22 protein-coding genes and 1 tRNA gene are annotated in these 21654 nt (G+C 34.4%); 21 read left to right on the forward strand and 2 right to left on the reverse strand.

Translation table 11 applies throughout. The features are described 5' to 3' along the window. The 4 genes from PEPCATONIAE_RS03315 to PEPCATONIAE_RS03330 all read left to right on the forward strand — a co-directional run bounded on the left by PEPCATONIAE_RS03315 (position 1) and on the right by PEPCATONIAE_RS03330 (position 4120). Positions 1–1179, forward strand: a complete 1179-nt coding sequence (locus PEPCATONIAE_RS03315; protein ID WP_138159553.1) for a D-alanine--D-alanine ligase family protein — start codon at positions 1–3, stop codon at positions 1177–1179. After that, entirely contained in the window at positions 1176–3266 is a 2091-nt protein-coding gene (rnr, locus tag PEPCATONIAE_RS03320) for a ribonuclease R (protein ID WP_138159554.1), read from the forward strand. The genes PEPCATONIAE_RS03315 and rnr overlap by 4 nt, the downstream gene beginning before the upstream one ends. Beyond that, entirely contained in the window at positions 3259–3723 is a 465-nt protein-coding gene (gene smpB / locus PEPCATONIAE_RS03325) for an SsrA-binding protein SmpB (protein WP_138159555.1), read from the forward strand. Before rnr ends, smpB begins: the two co-directional genes overlap by 8 nt. Before the next feature lie 130 nt (positions 3724–3853). Next, positions 3854–4120, forward strand: a complete 267-nt coding sequence (locus tag PEPCATONIAE_RS03330; RefSeq protein WP_138159556.1) for a Veg family protein — start codon at positions 3854–3856, stop codon at positions 4118–4120. 141 nt (positions 4121–4261) lie between these two features. Here PEPCATONIAE_RS03330 and PEPCATONIAE_RS03335 read toward each other — a convergent pair. Continuing rightward, positions 4262–4338, reverse strand: a tRNA-Pro gene (locus tag PEPCATONIAE_RS03335). Between the two features lie 278 nt (positions 4339–4616). On the opposite strand from PEPCATONIAE_RS03335, the gene PEPCATONIAE_RS03340 reads away from it, so the two are divergent. From PEPCATONIAE_RS03340 to PEPCATONIAE_RS03410, 15 genes are all read left to right on the forward strand, one after another. Next, a complete protein-coding gene (locus tag PEPCATONIAE_RS03340; RefSeq protein ID WP_138159557.1) occupies positions 4617–5057 on the forward strand; it encodes a LytTR family DNA-binding domain-containing protein in 441 nt (146 codons plus the stop codon). A 10-nt stretch (positions 5058–5067) separates the two neighbouring features. After that, positions 5068–5526 carry a DUF3021 domain-containing protein gene (locus PEPCATONIAE_RS03345; protein ID WP_138159558.1) on the forward strand — a complete coding sequence of 153 codons (459 nt, stop codon included), beginning with the start codon at positions 5068–5070 and terminating at the stop codon, positions 5524–5526. 143 nt (positions 5527–5669) lie between these two features. Further along, on the forward strand, positions 5670–5927 hold the full coding sequence (locus PEPCATONIAE_RS03350; RefSeq protein ID WP_218975515.1) for a type I restriction endonuclease subunit R, EcoR124 family: 258 nt from the start codon (positions 5670–5672) through the stop codon (positions 5925–5927). 36 nt (positions 5928–5963) lie between these two features. Then, on the forward strand, positions 5964–7460 hold the full coding sequence (locus PEPCATONIAE_RS03355; RefSeq protein WP_138159559.1) for a helicase HerA-like domain-containing protein: 1497 nt from the start codon (positions 5964–5966) through the stop codon (positions 7458–7460). 246 nt (positions 7461–7706) lie between these two features. Continuing rightward, positions 7707–8021: a hypothetical protein gene (locus PEPCATONIAE_RS03360; protein WP_138159560.1), complete on the forward strand. Its 315-nt coding sequence runs from the start codon at positions 7707–7709 to the stop codon at positions 8019–8021. 1 nt (position 8022) lies between these two features. After that, positions 8023–9048 carry a V-type ATPase subunit gene (locus tag PEPCATONIAE_RS03365; protein WP_138159561.1) on the forward strand — a complete coding sequence of 342 codons (1026 nt, stop codon included), beginning with the start codon at positions 8023–8025 and terminating at the stop codon, positions 9046–9048. Beyond that, positions 9048–10979: a V-type ATP synthase subunit I gene (locus PEPCATONIAE_RS03370; protein ID WP_138159562.1), complete on the forward strand. Its 1932-nt coding sequence runs from the start codon at positions 9048–9050 to the stop codon at positions 10977–10979. The genes PEPCATONIAE_RS03365 and PEPCATONIAE_RS03370 overlap by 1 nt, the downstream gene beginning before the upstream one ends. 19 nt (positions 10980–10998) lie before the next feature. Further along, complete coding sequence (locus tag PEPCATONIAE_RS03375; protein ID WP_138159563.1) at positions 10999–11418, forward strand: ATP synthase subunit C; 420 nt, start codon at positions 10999–11001, stop codon at positions 11416–11418. Next, the gene (locus tag PEPCATONIAE_RS03380; RefSeq protein ID WP_138159564.1) at positions 11418–11726 is read left to right on the forward strand and encodes a V-type ATP synthase subunit F; all 309 of its coding nucleotides are present in this window, start codon (positions 11418–11420) and stop codon (positions 11724–11726) included. Before PEPCATONIAE_RS03375 ends, PEPCATONIAE_RS03380 begins: the two co-directional genes overlap by 1 nt. A gap of 9 nt (positions 11727–11735) precedes the next feature. After that, complete coding sequence (locus PEPCATONIAE_RS03385; protein ID WP_138159565.1) at positions 11736–12371, forward strand: hypothetical protein; 636 nt, start codon at positions 11736–11738, stop codon at positions 12369–12371. After that, positions 12352–14124, forward strand: coding sequence for a V-type ATP synthase subunit A (locus PEPCATONIAE_RS03390; protein WP_138159566.1), 1773 nt, complete (start codon positions 12352–12354; stop codon positions 14122–14124). Before PEPCATONIAE_RS03385 ends, PEPCATONIAE_RS03390 begins: the two co-directional genes overlap by 20 nt. Continuing rightward, complete coding sequence (locus tag PEPCATONIAE_RS03395; RefSeq protein ID WP_138159567.1) at positions 14121–15503, forward strand: V-type ATP synthase subunit B; 1383 nt, start codon at positions 14121–14123, stop codon at positions 15501–15503. Before PEPCATONIAE_RS03390 ends, PEPCATONIAE_RS03395 begins: the two co-directional genes overlap by 4 nt. Before the next feature lie 4 nt (positions 15504–15507). Beyond that, positions 15508–16128: a V-type ATP synthase subunit D gene (locus PEPCATONIAE_RS03400; protein ID WP_138159568.1), complete on the forward strand. Its 621-nt coding sequence runs from the start codon at positions 15508–15510 to the stop codon at positions 16126–16128. A 153-nt stretch (positions 16129–16281) separates the two neighbouring features. Then, complete coding sequence (locus tag PEPCATONIAE_RS03405) at positions 16282–17331, forward strand: NAD/NADP-dependent octopine/nopaline dehydrogenase family protein (RefSeq protein WP_138159569.1); 1050 nt, start codon at positions 16282–16284, stop codon at positions 17329–17331. A gap of 24 nt (positions 17332–17355) precedes the next feature. After that, a complete protein-coding gene (locus tag PEPCATONIAE_RS03410; RefSeq protein WP_138159570.1) occupies positions 17356–17778 on the forward strand; it encodes a RidA family protein in 423 nt (140 codons plus the stop codon). Positions 17779–17856: 78 nt separating this feature from the next. Here the strand turns inward: PEPCATONIAE_RS03410 and PEPCATONIAE_RS03415 are convergent, their stop codons facing one another. After that, on the reverse strand, positions 17857–18690 hold the full coding sequence (locus PEPCATONIAE_RS03415) for a bifunctional 5,10-methylenetetrahydrofolate dehydrogenase/5,10-methenyltetrahydrofolate cyclohydrolase (protein ID WP_138159571.1): 834 nt from the start codon (positions 18688–18690) through the stop codon (positions 17857–17859). A gap of 178 nt (positions 18691–18868) precedes the next feature. Between PEPCATONIAE_RS03415 and PEPCATONIAE_RS03420 the strand changes: the two genes are divergently transcribed. After that, complete coding sequence (locus tag PEPCATONIAE_RS03420; RefSeq protein WP_138159572.1) at positions 18869–20206, forward strand: DUF2254 family protein; 1338 nt, start codon at positions 18869–18871, stop codon at positions 20204–20206. 94 nt (positions 20207–20300) lie between these two features. Further along, the gene (locus PEPCATONIAE_RS03425; RefSeq protein WP_138159573.1) at positions 20301–21584 is read left to right on the forward strand and encodes a uracil-xanthine permease family protein; all 1284 of its coding nucleotides are present in this window, start codon (positions 20301–20303) and stop codon (positions 21582–21584) included. The last annotated feature ends 70 nt before the right edge of the window (positions 21585–21654 follow it).

Below are 21654 nucleotides of genomic sequence, written 5' to 3' on the forward strand. Positions count from 1 at the left end.
ATGAAAAATATTGCAGTAATATTTGGTGGAAGAAGTGTAGAGCACGAAGTATCTATTATAACAGGAATGCAAATTATAGAGAATATGGACAAGACAAAATATAATCCCATACCGGTTTACATAACGAAAGATGGAAGATTTTTGTCAGGAGAGTCTATTAAAACTATAGTTGCCTTTAAAAACAGCGATTTTTCTCAGGCTGAGGAAGTATTTTTTAAACCTTATGCAGGAGATCACAACCTTTACACCATAAGATCAAAAAAAGCTTCTATTTTATCTAAAGAGTCAGATCAAGTTGAAATATTTGCAAAAATTGATGCAGTTTTTCCGGCAGTTCATGGAACAAATGGAGAGGACGGAACTCTTCAGGGACTTCTTGAGATGGTTGGTATACCCTATGTAGGTTGTGGGGTAATGAGTGCCGCAGTTGGAATGGATAAGGTTACTATGAAGGATGTTTATAAATCCCATGGGATACCTATGACTCAATACACTTATTTTTATAGATCAGATTGGCAAAACAATAGAGAAGAGATTTTAAAAGAAGCTGAAAAAATAGGCTACAATTTATTTGTAAAGCCTGCAAATTTAGGTTCTTCAATTGGAATATCCAAGGCTTGCAATAGAGAAGAGCTGATTTCAGCAATAGATATAGCAGTTAGTTATGACAGCAAGGTTGTAATTGAAAAAGCAGTTGAAAATCCAAGAGAAATAAATATTTCCGTTTTAGGCTATGAAGACAATCTTTCAGTATCCGCCTGTGAAGAACCTGTAAGTATAGAAAAGCTCTTAACCTATGACGAAAAATATATTTCCGGCTCAAAGGGCGGATCAAAGGGCATGAAGGGACAAAAAAGAAAACTCCCTGCAGATTTAAAAGAGGAGGTTGAAGAAGAAATAGAAAGACTTGCCAAGGAAGGTTTTAAGTCTATAGGAGCTTCAGGAGTTGCAAGAATTGACTTTCTTCTTGATAAAGACAAGGTTTACTTAAATGAAATCAACACTCTGCCTGGATCAATTTCCTTTTATTTGTGGGAGCCCACAGGATTAAAATTCAGCGACTTAATTACAAGACTAATTGAAATTGCAGAGAAAAAATATGAAGCAAGAAAGAAAAATATTACATCCTATGATTCTCAACTTTTAAATAAAACAAGTTATGGAGCAAAATTACAATGATTAGGGAAAAAATACTGGAAGCTCTAAGGGGCAGAGCTCCCATGAAAAAAGAGGCAATAGCCCAAAAATTTGATATTAAGCCAAAGGAAAAGAAAGACTTTTATAAGGTCTTAGATAAGCTTGTTAAAGAAGGAGACTTATATGAGCATAAGTCCAAGTATCTTGTAATAGATGGAGAAAGATACAGAAGAGGAATTTTTCAGGGCAATGAAAAAGGTTTCGGCTTTTTACTCCAAGAAGGCGAAGACGTTTTTATACCGGCTCAAGGAACATCAGGTGCTATAAATGAAGATGAAGTTCTTGTTAAGGTATCTGAGGAAAGTTCAGGACACAGCCTTGAAGGAAAGGTTATAGAAATAATAAAAAGGGGCAGGGATAGACTTGTAGGCACTTACCAAGCTAACAAAAAGTTCGGTTTTGTTATCTCCGATGATAAAAAATTTGCCTATGATATATATGTAGCAAAAGAAGATTCCCTTGAAGCCAAGGACGGACAAAAGGTAGTAGTAAAAATTACCAAGTGGCCCAAAAAAGACAAAAAGCCTGAAGGAAAGATTATAAAAATTCTGGGCTTTCCTAAAGAAAAGGGCGTAGATATATTAAGTATAGCCGCTCAATTAGATATTCCTATGGAGTTCAGCAAGGGGGTACTTTCCCTTGCAGCAAAAATACCTCAGGAGGTCGAAGAAAAGGATCTTGAAGGAAGACTTGATTTAAGAGATAAGACAATTTTCACTATAGACGGACCGGACTCCAAGGACTTTGACGATGCAGTATCTATAGAGATATTAGATGACGGAGACTACCTTTTAGGCGTTCATATAGCAGATGTTGCTCATTATGTAAAAGACAGAGACCTTATAGACAAAGAGGCTTATAAGAGAGGCAACTCAGTTTATTTAGTGGATAAGGTTATACCTATGCTTCCTGTAGAACTGTCAAATGGTATTTGCTCCTTAAACGAAGGAGTTGATAGACTTTGCTTGTCCGTACTTATGACAATAAACAAAAAAGGAAAGGTTAAATCCCATAAAATTGCAGAAACTGTTATAAGATCATCAAAAAGATTAGTTTATGGAAATGTTTCAGACCTTTACGAGAAAAATATTGTAGATGAAAGCTTAAAGGGTTTGGAGAAAGACCTTTTAAATATGTTTGATTTGGCAAAAAAGCTTAGAGAAAACAGAATGACAAGGGGAGCAATTGACTTTGACTTTCCTGAAAGCCATATAGATCTTGATGAAAACGGCAGGCCTATAAATGTAACAAGGGAAGAAAGAAGAAGTGGCAATAAGCTTATAGAAGAATTTATGATTATCTGCAACGAAACTGTTGCCGAGCAGTTTTACTGGATGGAGGTTCCTTTCCTTTATAGAGTACACGAAGAGCCGGATGAAGAAAAAATCGAGTCTTTAAATAAAATGATTAGACCTCTTGACTTGAAGTTGCCTACGCAAAATCTAAGTCCAAGATCTGTACAGGAGCTTATAAACAAGGTAAAAGGAAAGGACTATGAACTTTTTGTTTCATCTTTAGCATTAAGAAGTTTAAAAAAAGCCAGATACTCAGAGGTAAATTCAATTCACTTCGGTCTTTGTTCAAAGTACTATTCACACTTTACCTCACCTATAAGGAGATACTCCGACCTTGCCATACATAGAGTTATAAAAGATTCTTTAAACAACTCCTTAACAGCTAAAAGGTTGGGCTATTACGAAGGTATTATGCCAGAAATTGCAAAGCAAACATCAAGAACAGAAAGACTTTCACAAGAAGCCGAAAGACAAGTTGAATCAGTTAAATTTGCAGAATATATGGAAAGTAAAATTGGAGAAGAATACCTGGGTATTATTTCATCCATTACAAGCTTCGGCATATTTGTGCAGCTTTACAATACAATTGAAGGCTTAGTATCCTATGTTAGCTTAAAGGAATACTTTGAATTTAACGAAGATGAGCTTACAGCACAAAGCAGAGACAGCAACAAGACCTATCATATAGGCGACAAGGTAAAAATAAAAGTAGTTGGAGCAGACAGTATTAGAGGAAACATAGATTTTGAGATTGTAGGAGATATTAATGGCTAAAGGTAAGGATAACTCCCTTGCCACAAATAGAAAGGCAAGGCATGATTACTTTATAGAAAGTACTATAGAAGCGGGAATAGAGCTTAGAGGAACAGAAGTAAAGTCTCTAAGACAGGGCAAAGCAAATATTTCAGATGCCTATGCCGAGATTGTCGGTGGAGAGGTTTATGTAGAAAATATGCACATATCCCCCTATAAGCAGGGGAATATATTTAACATGGACCCCCTTAGAAAAAGAAAACTCCTTCTTCACAAATCTGAAATAAGAAAGCTTGACAGGGATCTAACTCTAAAGGGCTACACTTTGATTCCTCTTAGACTCTATTTAAACAGAGGTAGAGTGAAGGTTGAGCTTGCACTTGCAAGAGGTAAAAAACTTTACGACAAAAGGCAAAGCCTTGCTCAAAAAGATGCAAACAGAAAAATTGAGCAAGCTATGAAAGAAAGATATATCTAAAAAATAAAAACTTTTGTAAAAAAATATTGACATTGCAGAAATTTAATAGTAAAATATTCAATTTGACTTATGGGCATTAATATTGTATAATAACAAATGTAATTGTTTATTCTCATAAGAGGTGATGTCCATGGATCAAATGAATTTAATTAAAAATGAGTTAGAAGAGAATCTAGGCAAGAAAGTAATAGTCAAGGCCAACAAGGGAAGGAAAAAGTACGTTACAAGAAGGGGAATACTAAAATCAGTTTATCCCAGTATTTTTTCTGTGGACGTGGAAAACGGAGACGAGCTTACAACTTCCACTTATACCTACTCCGATGTTCTAACCCATACCGTGAGGATTACTATTCTTGATGATGAAGTGGAATTTGCTGATGTAGAAAAAATATCATAAGCGGAAATAGTGAGAGTGAAAGCTCTCTTTTTTTCTGCCTTAAAAAGTAAATAAATAGATTCAATTAATAAGCATATATTAAAATAACACAAAAGCACAGGAAAAAGAGCTTAACCCAATCTGTGCTTTTTATTTTAAAAGTGGTCGGGGTGACAGGATTTGAACCTGCGACCTCATAGTCCCGAACCATGCGCGCTACCAAACTGCGCTACACCCCGATTACTAAACAATAATACCCCAAAGGCATGTATTATTCAAGTTAAATTTACATGGAGAGATCTCGATTTTATAATAGAGATTTCTCCGCTCACTTCGTTCGGTCGAAATGACTGGGAGAAAGATTGTATTCGCCCCAGTAGAAATTAAGAAAAGTTATATAAGCTTTAAAATATAAAATTAACCATCTATAATCTTATTATAACCACCTATCGAGAATTGGTAGAAATCAGTTTTCGATTTTTCTATAATAAAATTGTAGAAGGGAGTATGTGGATAAATGCAAATTGAAATAAAGATGGATGAAAAATATACAGAACCTAAAATCATAATTATGACTGATAAAATGACTGATCAAGTCAATAACATTATAAAAAAACTATCAGATGAACAGCCACAAGTAATTGCCGGCTTTAAGGAAGATTGTGTTGAAATTATTGAACCTTCAAGTATTTATAGAGTCTTTGCCCAATCGGGCAAGGTGATTGCTGAAACAAATCACGGAAATTATACCCTTCGTCTCAGGCTTTATGAGTTGGAAGAAAGACTTGAAAAGTTATCCTTTGTGAGGATATCAAATTCAGACATTATCAATCTGAAGAGAGTAAAAAGCTTTGATTTGAGTTTTACTGGAACAATTTGCATTACACTTTCAAACGGGACCGTTACTTACGTTTCAAGGCGAACAGTTGCTAAAGTCAAAAAAATGTTAGGAATATGAGGTGGTAAAAATGAAGAAAAAATTAATTCAACGTGGACTTTTAGGTTTTCCTCTAGGTATTGCAATTGGATATATTATAACAATTATTATTTCAATTTGTATTGGAGATGGATTCTTTTATCCTGTTAATCCTGAGCTTATCAACACAAGTGGAAACGAATTGAAGGCTATTCTGATTCAAACGGCATTGTGTGGATTAATGGGTACGGGCTTTGCAATGGCTTCTGTGATTTGGGATATTGATTCCTGGAGCTTGGCAAAACAAAGTGGGGTTTACTTTGCAATTGCTTGCTTAGTTATGTTTCCAATCTCTTATTTTGCAGATTGGATGCCTCATTCAATCGTCGGAGTTTTGTCATATATAGGCATCTTTTTACTTATATTTGTTGTTGTTTGGCTTATTGAATATTTTGTGTGGAAAATTAAAGTCAAAAAGATGAATGAAAAGATTAAAGATAGTGAAAATTAAGGTCGAGTAAAACAAGAAAGCTGAATACTAAAGATTTAAGGAGATAGAAATAAAAAATCTATCGCCTTTTTTATTTAATAGGTATTTTTTATTTAATAGGTAAAAAGGAAGGGATAGCATGAATCAAGCTACTTGTCTCCTGAATACTTGAATCTTTTTATTCTTTTGCTAAAATTGAAAAAGAGAAGAATATTAGAAGTCTGATGGAAGAGGAAGAGCTTAAGGAAAATTCTAGAAGGTTTATAGAGAAGGCTATAGGCAAAGGATATGTTGAATATGCAGGGGATGAGCTTGACGGCATTATCCCTCCTACATCAAGAAGACATGGAGCCAGAGAAAAGAAAAAGGAATCTGTTTTAGATAAGATAAGAAAAATAGTGGAGGTTTTTGTCGGGGTTTAAGGATCTCGACTAAGGTCTATGTAAATGGAGGTAGCTATGGATATATTTTTAGGTAAGGGTGATAATAAATTTTACTTAAAGGCAAGTAAGCTTAATCAACACGGAGTTATAGCTGGAGCCACAGGCAGCGGTAAAACCGTAACCCTAAAGGTGATTTGTGAAGAACTTTCGCAAATTGGGGTTCCAACCTTTTTGGCGGATGTTAAGGGAGATCTTGTTAACCTTTCAAAACCGGGAAGCCCTAATGAAAATATTAATGAAAGGCTTTCTAATATAGGCATAGAGGATTTTGAATATACAAGCTATCCTGTAAATCTTTGGGACGTATATGGAGAGGCAGGGCTTAATTTAAGGGTTTCAATTTCTGAAATGGGTCCCTTGCTTTTGTCACAGGTTTTGGAGCTTAATGACACTCAAGAAGGAATTTTAAATATAGTTTTTAGGCTAGCTGACGAAAAAGGACTTTTGCTTTTGGATTTAAAGGATTTAAAGTCTATGCTTACTTATCTTTATGACAATAGGAGTGAAGTGTCAAAGAACTACGGAAATATATCAGCAGCATCTGTAAGTGCTATTCAGAGAAAGCTTTTAGTTTTAGAAGAGGAAGGTGGAGATGATTTCTTCGGGGAACCTTCAATTGATATAAGGGATTTTTTAGATATTGATCAATCTGGAAGAGGATATATAAATATATTAAATAGTAAAAAACTTATTAATAAGCCGAGACTTTATTCTATATTTTTGCTTTATCTTTTTTCTGAACTTTTTGAAAATCTGCCTGAGATTGGCAACCCTGAAAAACCTGTAATGGTATTTTTCTTTGATGAAGCACATTTACTTTTTGATAATATTTCCAAGGCTTTATTGGAAAAGCTTACTATGGTAGTCAGACTTATAAGGTCAAAGGGAGTAGGGATTTTCTTTATCAGCCAAAACCCTTTGGATATACCGGATGTAATTTCCTCTCAACTTGCAACTAAAATTATTCATCAGTTAAGAGCCTTTTCACCTAAGGAAACAGCCCTTGTAAAAGAAATAGCATCAGGGCTAAGAGAAAATGAAAGCCTAAATACTTATGAAGAAATTTTAAACCTGGCAACGGGACAAGCTCTTATTCAAACTTTAGAGGAGAAAAATATTCCTACAAAGGTGGAAAAAGTTTTAATCAGACCGCCTCACTCTTCCTTTGACGCTTTAAATAGTTCTGATTTTGATTATCTTGTTAAAGGCAACAGGTCTTACAAAAAGTATGTGGACCTAATAGACAGAGAGTCAGCCTATGAAGTTCTTAAAGAAAAGTTTGAAGAGGAAGAACTTGAAAAAAAGAAGAAGGAAATGGAAGAAGAACTTTTAAAGAAGAAAATGGAAGAGGAAAAGGAAAGAAAAAAGAGAGAAAAGGAAGAAGAGAAAAGAATAAAAGAGGATAGGAAGTACTTGGACAAGGGTATTGATTCCGTTTTCGGAACAATCACCAGAACTATAGGTAGAGAAATAGCAAGAGGAATTTTAGGTTCCATTAAAAAACATAGATAATACCGGAGAGATCCGGTATTTTTTATTGCAAGCTATAGATATAAATCAGCTAAAGATTTCTTAAAGCTTTTTTAGCCCTTTTATGGGTATATAAACATCAGGAGCTTGCAGTGGAAAAATCAGCTATTTTCCACTCCTAGGAATTGTATAAATTTTATTAAAAATTTTCAATAAAAGTTAAAAAATACTCTTTAAAAAAATTTATTTAGTGCTAATATAGGGTGTATCTTTGAAAGAAGGGATAGTATGAAAGACAGTATAGACAGAGTTTTAGATATAGATGAAAAAACCTCTGAATTGGTTAAGAAGAACGAAGAGGAAATTGAAAGTTTAAAGAATAAGCTTAGAGATGAACTTGACCTTATGGAGAAGTCTGCAAGAGAAAAAGCAAAGGAAATCTCCGACAATAAGTATGACGAAATTATTAATCAGGCGGAGAAAGATAAAAAAGCAGGAGAAGAGGATATTGCAAGAAGACTTAAAAGCATAGATGAAGAATTTGAAAAGCAAAAGGCAGATCTTATTAACAAGGCCTTTAATAAATTTGTTTTAGGTGAGTAATATGAGCTTTACAAGTAAGTTTGATGCTATAGATGCAAAGCTTAGTGCAATGAATGCAAAGCTTCTTAAGGATGAGGACTTTATAGAGCTTGCTCATAAGGACAATCTTCAAGAAATTTTAAATTATTTGAAGGATAAAGATTATTATAAGGAACTTAACAGTTTTGATAGCATTTATGAAGCTGAAGAAAAACTTAACCTTTCAAGAATAAGTAAAATAAAAAAACTAATTCATTATTTATCGGGTCCCTATAAGGATTTTGCCAAAGCCTTGCTAAGGGAGTTTGAAATACGTGATTTGAAAAAAATTATAAGGACCATATACTTAAATGAAGATATAAAGGATTTAAAGAATAGACTTTTAATTTTAGAACCTGGAGACCTTTCGGAACTTAAAGGCGGAAGCCTTGAAAGTTTTGTAAATTCTCTCAATGACAGTCTTTATTACAAGACTCTTAATCCCTACAAGGATATTAAGGAAGATGTGGTTCTTTTTTATATGGAAATGAATTTAGATAGACTATTTTATAGTGAGCTTTACAATATATCTAAGGATTTTTCAAAAAGAGATAGGGAAAACTTCAGCTTAATTTATGGACAGAGGATAGATCTTTTAAATATAAGATGGATTTATAGAGGTCTTAAATATTATGATCTTTACAGGGAGGAATTAATAAATTTCTCCATGCTTGGTGGCTACTATTATAACTATGACGATTTAAGAGAACTTTGTTATAAGGAAACTACTGAAGATTTTATAAATGAAGTAAAAAAATCTCCTTACGGTTTTTTATTTGAAGGAGATAAGGTGGACATCTATATGGATAGAAGAGCAGGTAGGTATCTTTACTACCTGGCAAAAAGCAATTTTACAAAAAAAGAGGGCTTTATCAAGTTTATGACCTTTGTATTTTTGCTTGAGTATGAGGTAAAGGACATAGAGGCCATAATGGAGAGCATAAGATTTAACTTAACCTTTGCGCAAACTCTTCAATATCTTTTCAGAAGTTATAAGGAAGTGAAATAATGGCAGTTGAAAAAATGAAAGCGGTTGACCTTATTGGTGACCTTTCGGTAATGGACCAGGTAATAATAGATATATTAAAAACCGGCAGCATGGAGTTTGTCGATGCTCAAAGACAAATTGACAACAATGCCTTTAACTTTAACCTGGAGGATGAGGAAAATTTACAGAGAACCATAGAGCTTAACTATGTAGAAGGCTTTGAAAAGGACAAGAACAAGGCAGAAAACCCTGAAAAGGCGGAAGAGATCATGGATTTCTTCGGGATTAATAAGGTAGATAACAGATATCTTAATAATATCTCAAATGTTGACGGTTTTAAGGATTTGTTTGTTAAGGTTCAGGACCTTATTTCCCAGTCAAAGGAAGTTTCTCAAAACCTAAAAATGATAAAAAGCCTTAAGGAAAATTACCTAATGTTTAAAGATGTAAATGTAGATTTTGAAAAGCTTAGCAACTTGGAATATTTTGATGTACGTTTCGGAATTTTAGATAAGGAAGCAAGGTATAAATTAAGAAAGAATTATGAAAATATTCTGGCGGTAATATTTCACACCGGAACTATAGATAAAAATGAAATTTATTTGGCAATCTTTCCTAAAGAGGTTGCAAATGAAATTAACACTATTTTAAGATCCTTAAACTGGCAAGATGTAAATATTAAAGGTAAATATAAGGGAACAGGTCAGGAAATTATAGAAAAAATATCCCTTGAAGAAAAGGAGCTTGAAGAAAAAGCCAAGAGTATAGGAGAGGAAAAAGAAGAGCTATACAAAAATAAAAAATCTGAAATAGAAACCATGATTTTAAAAATGCTTTTGTCTGAAAAGGTAGATGAAGCTAAAGAAAAAATGGTAAAATCTAAAAATTATTTTTATCTTTCAGGCTTTATAGCTAAAAGGGACGAGGAAAATTTAAAGGAAGTCTTATCAAAATATAAGGGCTTAGGAATTAATTTTAAAGATTTAAAGGATGCCAGGCAAAGCATACCGACAAAACTTAAAAATGGAAGGCTTTTTAAACCATTTGAAACCCTTGTAAAAATGTACGGAGTTCCCTCCTATAATGAAATAGATCCGACACCTTTATTTGCTATATCTTATATGATTTTATTTGGATCCATGTTCGGGGACTTAGGTCAGGGAGCGGTATTTTTCCTTGGAGGCCTTTATCTTTCCAAGAAGACGAATCCGGACTTTGGAGGACTTCTTACAAGACTTGGAATTTCTTCTATGATTTTCGGACTACTTTACGGTTCAGTCTTTGGATCGGAAGAAATTATACCTGCACTGTTTTTAAGACCCTTTGACAATATTAACAAGGTACTGGTAATAGCTGTAGGCTTCGGAGTAATTTTAGTAAGTATATCCTTTGTCCTGGGGCTTATAAATAAATTTAAAAATAAAGAATATGAAGAAGCCTATTTCGGGAAGGAGGGATTGGCGGGTTTTCTTATTTATCTGTCAATGCTTATTTTAGGTCTGTCAGCTATGGCAAATATTAACATAATAAACAAGAAGATTATAGCTGCAGTAATGATAGCTTCCCTTATTTGCTTAGTTTTTAAGGGACCTCTTGGAAAGCTTGTAGATGAAAATTCAAAGAATAGAGAAATAGATGCTTCCTATTATATTGAGTCTGCGGCGTCCCTTCTTGAAGCATTAATGAGTCTTTTATCAAACCTTATCTCTTTTATAAGGGTTGGAGCTTTTGCAATTAATCATGTGGGCTTATTTATGGCTTTTCAGACTTTAGGAGCAATGATGACCAGCAAGGGGGCAAATATCCTTGTGCTTATAGTAGGTAACCTGGTAATTATAGGCCTTGAAGGGTTGATAGTTTTTATTCAAAGCTTAAGACTTGAATATTATGAAATGTTCAGCAAATTTTACACCGGTGACGGCTACGAATTTAAACCGTTGAAATTAAACTAAAATATAAAGGAGATTAAAAATGGAAAAAGTATTAATAGCATCAATTATAGTAGTTGCAACGACGATATTTTCAGGAGCTTATTTTTATCTTAAGGGCACTGAAGCAACAGAAGGAAAACTTAGAAAATTTATAAAGATTAATTTAGCGTTTTTTATTCCTATAATGACCTTTTTCGCCATAAGTCTTACAGGTCAAACTGTAGAAGCTGCATCAGCCGGCGGTGACGGTTCAGGCTTAGGATTTATAGCTGCAGGAATTTCAACCGGCCTTGCAGCCCTAGGAGCAGGTATTGCAGTTTCATCTGTAGGATCTTCAGCAATAGGAGCCGTATCTGAAGACCCTAAGATTCTAGGAAAGTCCATGATATTTTTAGGCTTGGCTGAAGGAATTGCAATTTATGGTCTTATTATCTCCATAATGATTTTAGGTAGATTATAATGAGGTCTCTTTTACTTTCAAGGAGCCTTGATGTCCTTGCAGGTTTAAGACTTGCAGGTATAGAGGGAATTTTTTGCAAGGATGAGGATATGCTTTATGAAAACTTTATAAGCGCCAAGAAAAGGTCTGATTTAGGAATTATTATTCTAACGGAGGACGACTTTAATTTAATTAAAGAAGAGGTCATAAAGCAAAAGCTTTCTTCAGAGCTTCCTCTAGTGGTAACCATACCGGGCAGAGGTGGACTAAAGGACAAAAATTTGATTTTAAAATATGTAAAGGAATCTGTAGGAATAAAAATTGATTAGAGGGATACTATGATATTACTTGAAGATAAACTTGCAATCTTTAATAAAATGGTTTATCAAAAGAAAAAGCAGGAGTGCGATGAAAGGCTTGAAAGGGCAAAAGAAAAGTATTCTCAGGATATAGAAAAGAAAAAAATAGAGCTTGAGGAGATGGAAAGAGACCTGGTAGAGAGAAGGATCGCTTTGGCTAAAAAGAAATCATTTGAAATGGAAGCAAGTATTAATGAAAACAGAAGGGTTTTAGGACTAAAAAAAGACAGGGAATTTTTACAAAAGCTTATTGAAGACTTATATAAGAGGGCAAAAGACTTTACCGATACTGATGAATATAAGGATTTCATGATTAAAAATTTTAAGGAAGTTATTGAGGAATTAGAGGGAGATTATTATCTTGCCCTTACTGAAAAAGACAGGCATTTTAAAGATGATTTTCTTAAAATAGCAAAGGATAAAAAGATAAACTTAGATTTTATAGAACTGGACAAGGAATTTATAGGAGGCTTTAATATTTACGACAAGGACAAAACTTATAGAATAAACAGTTCTTTAAAGGCTAAAATTGATAATGCTGAATATGAAATAGGCAAACTCCTACACTTTACCCTTAGAAAAGAGGAATATAAAATTGAGCAAGGCGAAAATTAAATCTATAAACGGCCCTGTAGTGGAAGGGCTTGGCATGTCACAATTTAAAATGAGGGAAATGGTAGTTGTAGGAGATAAGAAGCTAATAGGGGAAATAGTAAAAATAGAAGGAGACTTGGGCACAATCCAAGTTTATGAAGAAACTACCGGTTTAAAAGAAGGAGAAGATATTATATCTACCGGAAGACCTCTTAGTGTTAAACTTGGTCCCGGCATGATATCAAATATATTTGACGGTATCCAAAGACCTCTTGAAAAAATAAGGGAGGACTATGGAAACTTTATGCCTGAAGGAATAGGGCTTATATCAATTGATAAAGATAAACTTTGGGATGTAAAGATAAAGGTAAAGCCCGGAGATGAAATTAAAGAAGGCCAAATAGTAGCCGAGGTAAAGGAAACTGAAATTATTACCCACAAAATTTTAGCTCCTATAGGAATAAATGGAAGGGTTAAATCAAGACTTGATGACGGAAACTACAACATAGAAACTGAAATTATAAAGGTGGAAACTGAAGAGGGAGATGTGGGCATTAAGCTTTATCAAGAGTGGCCGGTAAGGATTCCAAGGCCTGTTAGAGAAAGAATGCCTATAAGCAAGTTGTTGGTTAGCGGTCAAAGAGTTTTTGATGTGTTTTTCCCTATTGCCAAGGGTGGCACTGCTGCAATTCCTGGAGGATTTGGAACCGGAAAGACCATGACCCAGCATCAAATCGCCAAGTATTGTGATGCCGACATAATAGTTTATATAGGATGCGGTGAGCGTGGAAATGAAATGACGGAAGTTTTGGAAGACTTTCCTAAACTTATAGATCCTAACACCGACAAACCTTTAATGGACAGAACTATACTAATAGCCAATACGTCAAATATGCCTGTAGCAGCTCGTGAAGCCTCAATATATACAGGAGTAACTATAGCCGAGTACTTTAGAGATCAAGGATACCACGTTGCTTTAATGGCTGACTCTACATCAAGATGGGCGGAAGCTCTTAGAGAGATTTCAGGAAGGCTTGAAGAAATGCCTGCAGAAGAAGGCTATCCTGCTTATTTGCCATCAAGAATAGCACAATTCTATGAAAGAGCAGGTTATGTAAAAAATTTTGCCGACACAGAAGGATCAGTTACTCTTATTGGAGCCGTATCACCTGCAGGCGGAGACTTCTCAGAGCCTGTTACTGAAAATACAAAAAGATTTGTAAATGTCTTTTTGGCATTGGATAAAGACCTCGCCTATGCAAGACACTACCCCGCAATAAACTGGATAAATTCTTATTCAGGTTATGTAAGTATGCTTAAAAACTATTATGATATGAATCTTGACGGAGATCTTATTGCTCTTAGAAGTAAGTTTTTAGATCTACTTAATAAGGAAGCCAAGCTTAATGAAATAGTAATGCTTGTTGGAGAGGACGTTCTTCCTGATTCTGAAAGGTTAATACTTGAAATAGCCAAGGTAGTAAAGGTGGGATTTTTGCAACAAAATGCTTTTAACCCTGTGGACACCTTTGTACCTTTAAAAAAACAATATGAAATGTTAAAGACTATAGATCTTTTATATACCTGTGGTAAAGCTGCAGTGGAAATGCAAATACCTATTTCTAAAATAAAGGATCAGGACCTTTATCAAGAGGTTGTAAATATGAAATATAGTATAGAAAACAATGATCTTTCAAAGTTTGTAAGCTTAAATAATAAAATTAAGAGTTATTATCTTGAGTTGGAAGACAGTTTTAAGGATGATGAAAAATGAAAAAAGAATATTTAAAGCTTGATAAAATTGATGGATCTTTAATTGAACTTTCAAACCTTAAAGACGTTGCCTTTGAAGAAGTGGTAAATATAAAAATTCCGGGCAAGAAGGAAATGGTAGGCCAGGTAGTAAAAATAGATGAAGATAGAGTCACTATACAAGTTTTCGGAGAAAGCTTAGGCCTGTCTCTTGAAAACACCAAGGTAAGTTTTAGAGCGCAACCTTTTGAGATTCCTCTATCAGTAGAAATATTGGGTAGGGTATTTAACGGACTGGCAAGACCTATAGATAAGGGTGGAGAAATTTACAGCAATAAATTTTACAATATAAACGGTAGACCCATTAACCCGGCTACAAGAAAGTACCCTAGAGATTTTATTCAAACAGGTATATCTTCAATAGATACCCTGATGACCTTAATCAGAGGACAAAAGCTTCCTATATTTTCAGGCTCAGGTCTTCCCCACAATGAACTTGCTGCTCAAATAGTTCGCCAGGCAAAACTTAAAAATGCAAGGGAAGAGGACTTTGCCATAGTTTTTGCGGCAATAGGTGTAAAACATGACGAGGCTGACTATTTTATAAATTCTTTTAGGGAAACAGGGGTCCTTGACAAGGTAGCCATGTATATAAATTATGCTGATGATCCCATTATGGAAAGATTAATTACTCCTAAGTGTGCTCTTACGGCAGCAGAGTATCTGGCCTATGAAGAGCACAAGGAGGTTCTTGTAATAATGACGGATATTACAAGCTATGGTGAAGCCTTAAGAGAGGTATCATCTTCAAGGGAAGAGGTACCTTCAAGAAAGGGCTACCCCGGACACTTATATTCCGATTTGGCAGGCCTTTATGAAAGAGCCGGTATGATTAAAGACCTTAAGGGATCAGTTACCTTAATACCTATACTGACTATGCCTAATGACGACATTACCCACCCTATAGCGGACTTAACGGGATTCATTACAGAGGGTCAAATAGTTTTGTCAAGGGATTTGGATCAAAAGGGAACCTATCCGCCTATAAATGTTTTGCCCTCTCTTTCAAGACTTATGAAGGACGGTATAGGAGAAGGTTATACCAGGGAAGATCACGGAGATCTTTCATCTCAGCTTTTCGCTTCCTACTCCCATGTAGAAGAAGTTAGAGCTTTGTCGCAAATTATCGGCTCAGAGGACCTTTCAGAAGTTGAAAGAGAATATTTAAAATTCGGTGATGAATTTGAAAATAAATTTTTAAAACAAGGTTTTGATGAAAATAGGAGTATTGAGCAGAGTCTTGATTTAGGTTGGGAACTGTTAAGGTTACTTCCGGAAACTGAACTTGACAGAATAGATCCTAAGTTAAAAGAAAAATATTTAAAAGATTCAAGGAGTTGATTAAATGCCTAGCAAACTTGCACCGACAAAGGCAAATCTTATTTGGGCAAAGTCATCTCTTAAAAGGGCCAAGAAAGGCTATGAACTTTTAGACAAAAAAAGGACTATCCTTATAAAGGAAATGATGGACCTAAATAAAAGAGCCGGAGAACTTCAAAAGGAGATAGAAGATTCTTTTAAGGAGTCTTATGAAGCCTTGGAGGAAGCAACAATTACCATGGGTTCAGAAACCATATATGAAATTGCTAAAACTGCCAAGAGGGAGGAGCCTTATAAGATACAATTCAGATCTGTAATGGGAGTTGAGCTTCCTGAAATAAAATACTATCAAAATAGGTTGAAGGTTGACCATTCAATTCACAAAACAACAACAGCCTTTGACTTAGCTGAGGCTGATATGCACAAGCTAAAGGAATTAATCTATGAACTTGCCGAAGTGGAAACTTCAGTTTTTAAACTTGCAAGGGAAATTAAAAAGACAGGTAAAAGAGCAAATGCTTTGGATAAGATCCAAATTCCAAAATTTGAAAGCATAAAGACCGAGATAGACAATACTCTTCAGGAAAAGGAAAGGGAAGACTTCTTCAGGTTAAAAAAGGTAAAAGATAAAAAAAGTAAAGACTAAATTAAGCCCCGAGTCTATAAGACAAGGGGCTTTTTATATTGTAGAATTAATTTTAATTGTTATGATTTTTTATCAATGGTATAATTTTAATGTATAGTGTTAATAGGGTGTACTTGATAAATTATTTTATAAGCAAAAAGAAAGGGGCAGATTATGAAAATAACAGTAATCGGTGCAGGCAACACAGGAAAGGCCATGGCTATATTTTTAACTACTAAAGGCTATGATGTTTGCCTTTATGATAGAAAACAGGACAAGGTGGATTTAATTAATAAGGAAGGAATTAAAGATTCAGGCTCCTTTAATACTGAATGTAAGGTTAAAGCAAGTTCAGATTTAAAGGAAGCTGTAAGTGGAAGCGAAATGATTTTTGTAACTACTACATCAGACGGACACCTCGACGTTGCAAAAAATCTAAGGGACTTATTGGAAAAGGATCAATCTATAGTTATCTTTAATGGAAATTGGGGAGCTTATGAATTCTACGAAGTTTTAAAGGATAAGATTGAAGAATTAAATCTTGGACTTGCTGAGACAGGAGGTATGATTTTTACCTCTAAGTATATTTCTGAGAGAGAGGTTCTTGCTGCAAAGAAAGAATCTGTTGATCTTGGTATTTTAAATGGAAACAATACTGAAAAAATCTTAAACTTTTTTAATGATAACATGAACAATGTAACTGTTTTTGAAAATCTTGTTGCAGCTTCTTTAAATGCTTCTAATCCGGTGATTCACGTACCTATTGTAGCTTTTAACCTGGCAAGAATTGAAGCAGGTGAGGACTTTGCTTTCTATGGTCCTGCAGCATCACCTCTTGCTATAGATTATGTTTTAAACATTGATAAGGAAAGATTGGCACTTTGCGATAAGCTTGGAATTAAAGCTAAGGGAATTTTAGATATAATTAACGGATCATGGAAGATTAAACATGAAAATCTTTATGATGCTCTACATTTAAATGAATCCTATAAGCTTGCCAAAGGACCTAAGAACCTGCATCATAGATATGTTTTTGAAGACATACCCTATGGAATTTATCCGGTGAAGGTTTTATCCAACCAAATGGGTCTAAAGACACCTTATCTTGATGGTATTATAGGCTTTATGGGCAAGGCTGTAGATTGGCTTAATCTTGAAGAAGAAGGAGTTTATAACCTGGACTATAAAAAAGTTTTAAATCACGTGTCAGGTTTAGATAAGTAAAATTTTAATTTATAAGGAGGAGCAATGAAAAAAGAAAATCCTATACCTCAAGGTAAATATATACCTGCAAAAAGAATAGGAGATATGATTTATACTGCCGGTATGACTCCAAGAGACAAGGGAGTTTTGATAAAAACAGGTAAGGTAATGATTAATGATCCTATAGAGGATTACAAGGAGTGTGTAACACTTGCTGCAAGTAATGCCTTAACAGCTGCTGAAAATACAATTAATGATGGAGAGAGCCTTGAGGTCTTATCTATTTATGTATTTGTAAATGCTGAAAGAGGTTTTACTAAACATGCAAAAATAGGAGACTTTGTATCTGATTACCTTTATGAAAACTTAAAGGAGAGAGGAATTGCTTCAAGGGCTGCAGTAGGTGTTGAAAGTTTACCGGGAGATGCACCTGTGGAAGTTCAACTTGTACTTGCAGTTGTTAAATAATAAAATTAAGTAAAATAAAAGCTCCGCCTTAAAAAGCGGAGTTTATTTTATTTAAAACCACTATGAAAAGATAGGTTTTTATTTTTTATAGAAATTCAAAGCGCCTTGTAAAAGCAAAAGGTTTGTGGTTCTACCTACACCACCGGGAACCGGAGAGTATGCTTCTATTTTTCCTTCAACAGATTTTTCGTTAAGGTCGCCGCACATTTTTCCTTCCTTGTTTTTAGAAAGGCCTATATCTATTACTGTTGCCTTTTCACTAAAGTAGGAATCATCAAGCATTTCGGGAACACCCATAGCTGTAAATACTATATCAGCATTTTTGGTGTAGGACCTTAAGTCCTTGGTTTCTATATGGCAAAGACTTACTGTAGCCCACTTGGCAAGAAGTATCATAGATAAAGGTTTGCCCACTACATCTGAGTGGTTAATTATAACACAATCCTTACCCTTAAGATCATATCCGTGATGTTCAAGAAGCATTACTGCAGATTTAGGAGCAAGAGGTATAAAACCGTCAATATTTCCGGAATATACCTTTGCACGATTAACCGGGTTCATACAATCTATGTCCTTTAAAGGGTTTATGGCATTGTTTATTTTGTCCGGGTCAATGTGTTGGGGGAGGGGTCTAAAAATAAGTATACCGCCTACTGTATCGTCATTATTAAGCTTGTCAATAAGACTTAAAACTTCTTCCTCTGAAGCCTTTATGTCAAGCTCGTTAATATTAAGATCAAAGCCTAAAAGGGAAGCTGTTTTTTTAATACCTTTTTCATAGGCAAGGGCGGGAGCATCTTCTCCAAGCCTTACAATGGCAAGCTTGGGAGTAATGCCTAAATTTTTAATTTCTTTTTTAACATCTTCAATTAGTTTTTCATATAAACTTTTTGATTCTAGTATTTTAGTCACTATATCACCTCTTAAATAAAGTTTTACTAAACTTATAATATTACATTAACATTTTACCATGGAATTACATAAATTTTAATACTATAAATTTTATGAGTTGTGAAAAAGATGTGTATTTATAAAACTTGTAAACAAACTATGCTTTATAATATAATGATCCAAAGATAAGGAGGTTAATATGACAGCGAGATTAAAATTATGGTATGCAAATCACAAAAATGTTATTAGTATGACTAAGTTCACCTTGGTTTCATTTATTCTTTTATTTATAGTATGGCTAGTTGATGTAAAATACCCTTTTGTAAAGAAACACATTCCTGAGTTCTTTTTACTATCTTCTGACTTATCCAATTCTTTTTTATCATCTCTTTCCGGAGTTTTCTTAACGGTCACTACTTTTACTTTCTCAACAATTTTAACTGTAATGACTACTCACATGTCTAATCTTGCCTCAAGTATAATTCAAAAATTTATTAATAAAAGGCATGTTTTAAGTCTAATTGGGATATTCATTGGAGGATTTTTTTATACAGTTCTAAGTCTTTTTATACTTGGAGATATAAAGTTTGAACAAAAGGTTTTGGCAGGATCTTTGGGAATAGTCTACGCTATGGCAAGTATGATTCACTTTATGATATTTATTATGGTGGTAATCAGATATATCAAGGCGTCTAATGTTATTCAGGATATTTATGATGAAGGTATTGAGCTTGTAAAAGAAGAAGCTAAACGTAGAAAGGAATCTACTAGAATGTTTGATAAGGGTAAGGGAGAACTTATCCAAATATATTCAAATCAAACAGGCTATTTTTATGGAGTAGATTACGCGGGACTTTTTAATATTTTAAAAGACTTTAAGGGAACTATAGTTATAAAGAGACAAATAGGTGAGTTTATATCAAAGGGAATTTATCTTGCCGATTTAAGTCTTGTAGGGGATAGACAACTTAGCTCTTTAGATAAGGAAGAGAAGGTTGAATATTTAAAATCAATGTCTGAGTGTTTTTTGTTTAATGACGAAAAAAATGAAGACTTGGATTATCACAATGAAATTACAAATCTTGTTGAAATTGCAACAACAGCCTTAAGTAGCGGTGTCAAGTCTCCCAATGATGCTATAAGCTGCATTGAAAAGGTATCTAATATGATAGGGCAGCTTTTTTCAACTGAAAATCATTATATAATTATGGAGCAAAATGAAAATATACAGATAATTTATACATCTTATTCTATTGAGCAGGAAATGTATCTGGCCTTTAATCAACTTATACCTAAAGCAAAGGCTGATCCTTCAGTTTATAATGCAATACTTGAAGGCATATCTCTTATAAGAATGATAGCTGATGACTCTGTAAGAGGCGAAGTGGAAAATTTCTTTGATTACGCCTATGATATTTTCCATAAGGGTATAGATAATAACTACGATAAGAAGCTAATTGAAAACATAAGAAGCAATTTTTACTTTAGTAAAAATACTGAAGCTGATGAGGAAGCCATGAGAGAGGAAGAAGAATAAACTAAAAGACTTAATAAAAGCTCATTGAATTTTTAAAAAAGATGTGTTACCATTTTAAGGATAAAAAATTGCACTTATAAAAAAGGAGAAAAAAATGGAAAAATATCTATTGTATGACGTACATGAAAGACCAGCTTTTATTAAGTCCATGTTTTTAAGCTTTCAACATGTTTTTGCAATGTTTGGGGCGACGATTTTAGTTCCTCTTGTAGTGGGCTTGCCGGTTTCCGTTGCTTTGTTTTGTAGCGGTATAGGCACTATAATTTATCTTTTAATTACAGGATTTAATGTACCTGTTTATTTAGGTTCATCCTTTGCTTATATAGCTGCCATGCAATATGCCATAAAGGCTATGGATGGAGATGTCAGCGCCTCTCAAACAGGATTGATCCTTATAGGTTTAGTATATGTAACTGTTGCGATTATTTTAAAATTTACCGGTACCTGGTGGTTGGATAAAATTTTACCTCCCATTGTAATAGGACCTATGATTATTGTTATAGGACTTGGACTTTCTTCTACCGCAGTAAGTCAGGCGGGCTTTGTAGAAGGAGGCGACATGGTAAATATGTTAGTTGCGACGGTTACTTTTTTAATTACATCCTTTATATCCGCCAGGGCAAAGGGAGTATTTAAAATAATTCCCTTCCTTGTAGGAATAGCAGGGGGTTATATTCTATCAATGGCTTTGGGTATTGTAGAATATTCAGGAATTATAGAGTCAGTAAAAGGTGGAATATTTCATGTTCCTGAGTTTTATCTGCCCTTTAAAACAGAGCACTTTAACAGTTACAGATTTTACTTTGGTCCTGAAACTCTTGCCATACTTCCTGTAGCCTTTGTAACCTTATCTGAACATATAGGAGACCACACCGCCTTAAGTAAAATATGCGGCAGGAACTTTTTAAAAGATCCGGGACTTCCAAGAACTATAACAGGCGATGGAGTTGCAACTTTAGTGTCAGCCCTTCTAGGAGGACCGGCAAATACAACCTATGGAGAGAATACAGGGGTAGTTGCACTTACAAGAATTGCCAGTACCAGCGTTATTTTCGGTGCGGCTGTTATAGCAATAATACTTAGTTTCTTGGCTCCGGTTCAGGCAGTTATTATGTCAATACCGGCTCCTGTACTTGGAGGTATGAGTCTACTTTTATACGGAGTTATAGCAAGTAACGGTTTAAGTGTACTTGTTGATAACAAGGTAAACTTTAGAGAACAGAGAAATTTAATTATAGCATCAGCTATGATGGTACTCGGTCTTGGCGGAGCTGTCTTTCCAATAAGTCAAATTGCAAATTTGTCAGGTACTGCACTTTCAGCAGTAGTGGGAATTGCACTTAACCTTATACTTCCTAAAAGCCAGACTGAAAAATAAAAAATCAATTATTAAAAGGGATATGATTCTTTTATAACCATATCCCTTTTTTATTTTAAAAAAATTCAAG

The sequence above is a fragment of the Peptoniphilus catoniae genome, from assembly GCF_901447155.2.
GTDB lineage: Bacteria > Bacillota > Clostridia > Tissierellales > Peptoniphilaceae > Peptoniphilus_E > Peptoniphilus_E catoniae.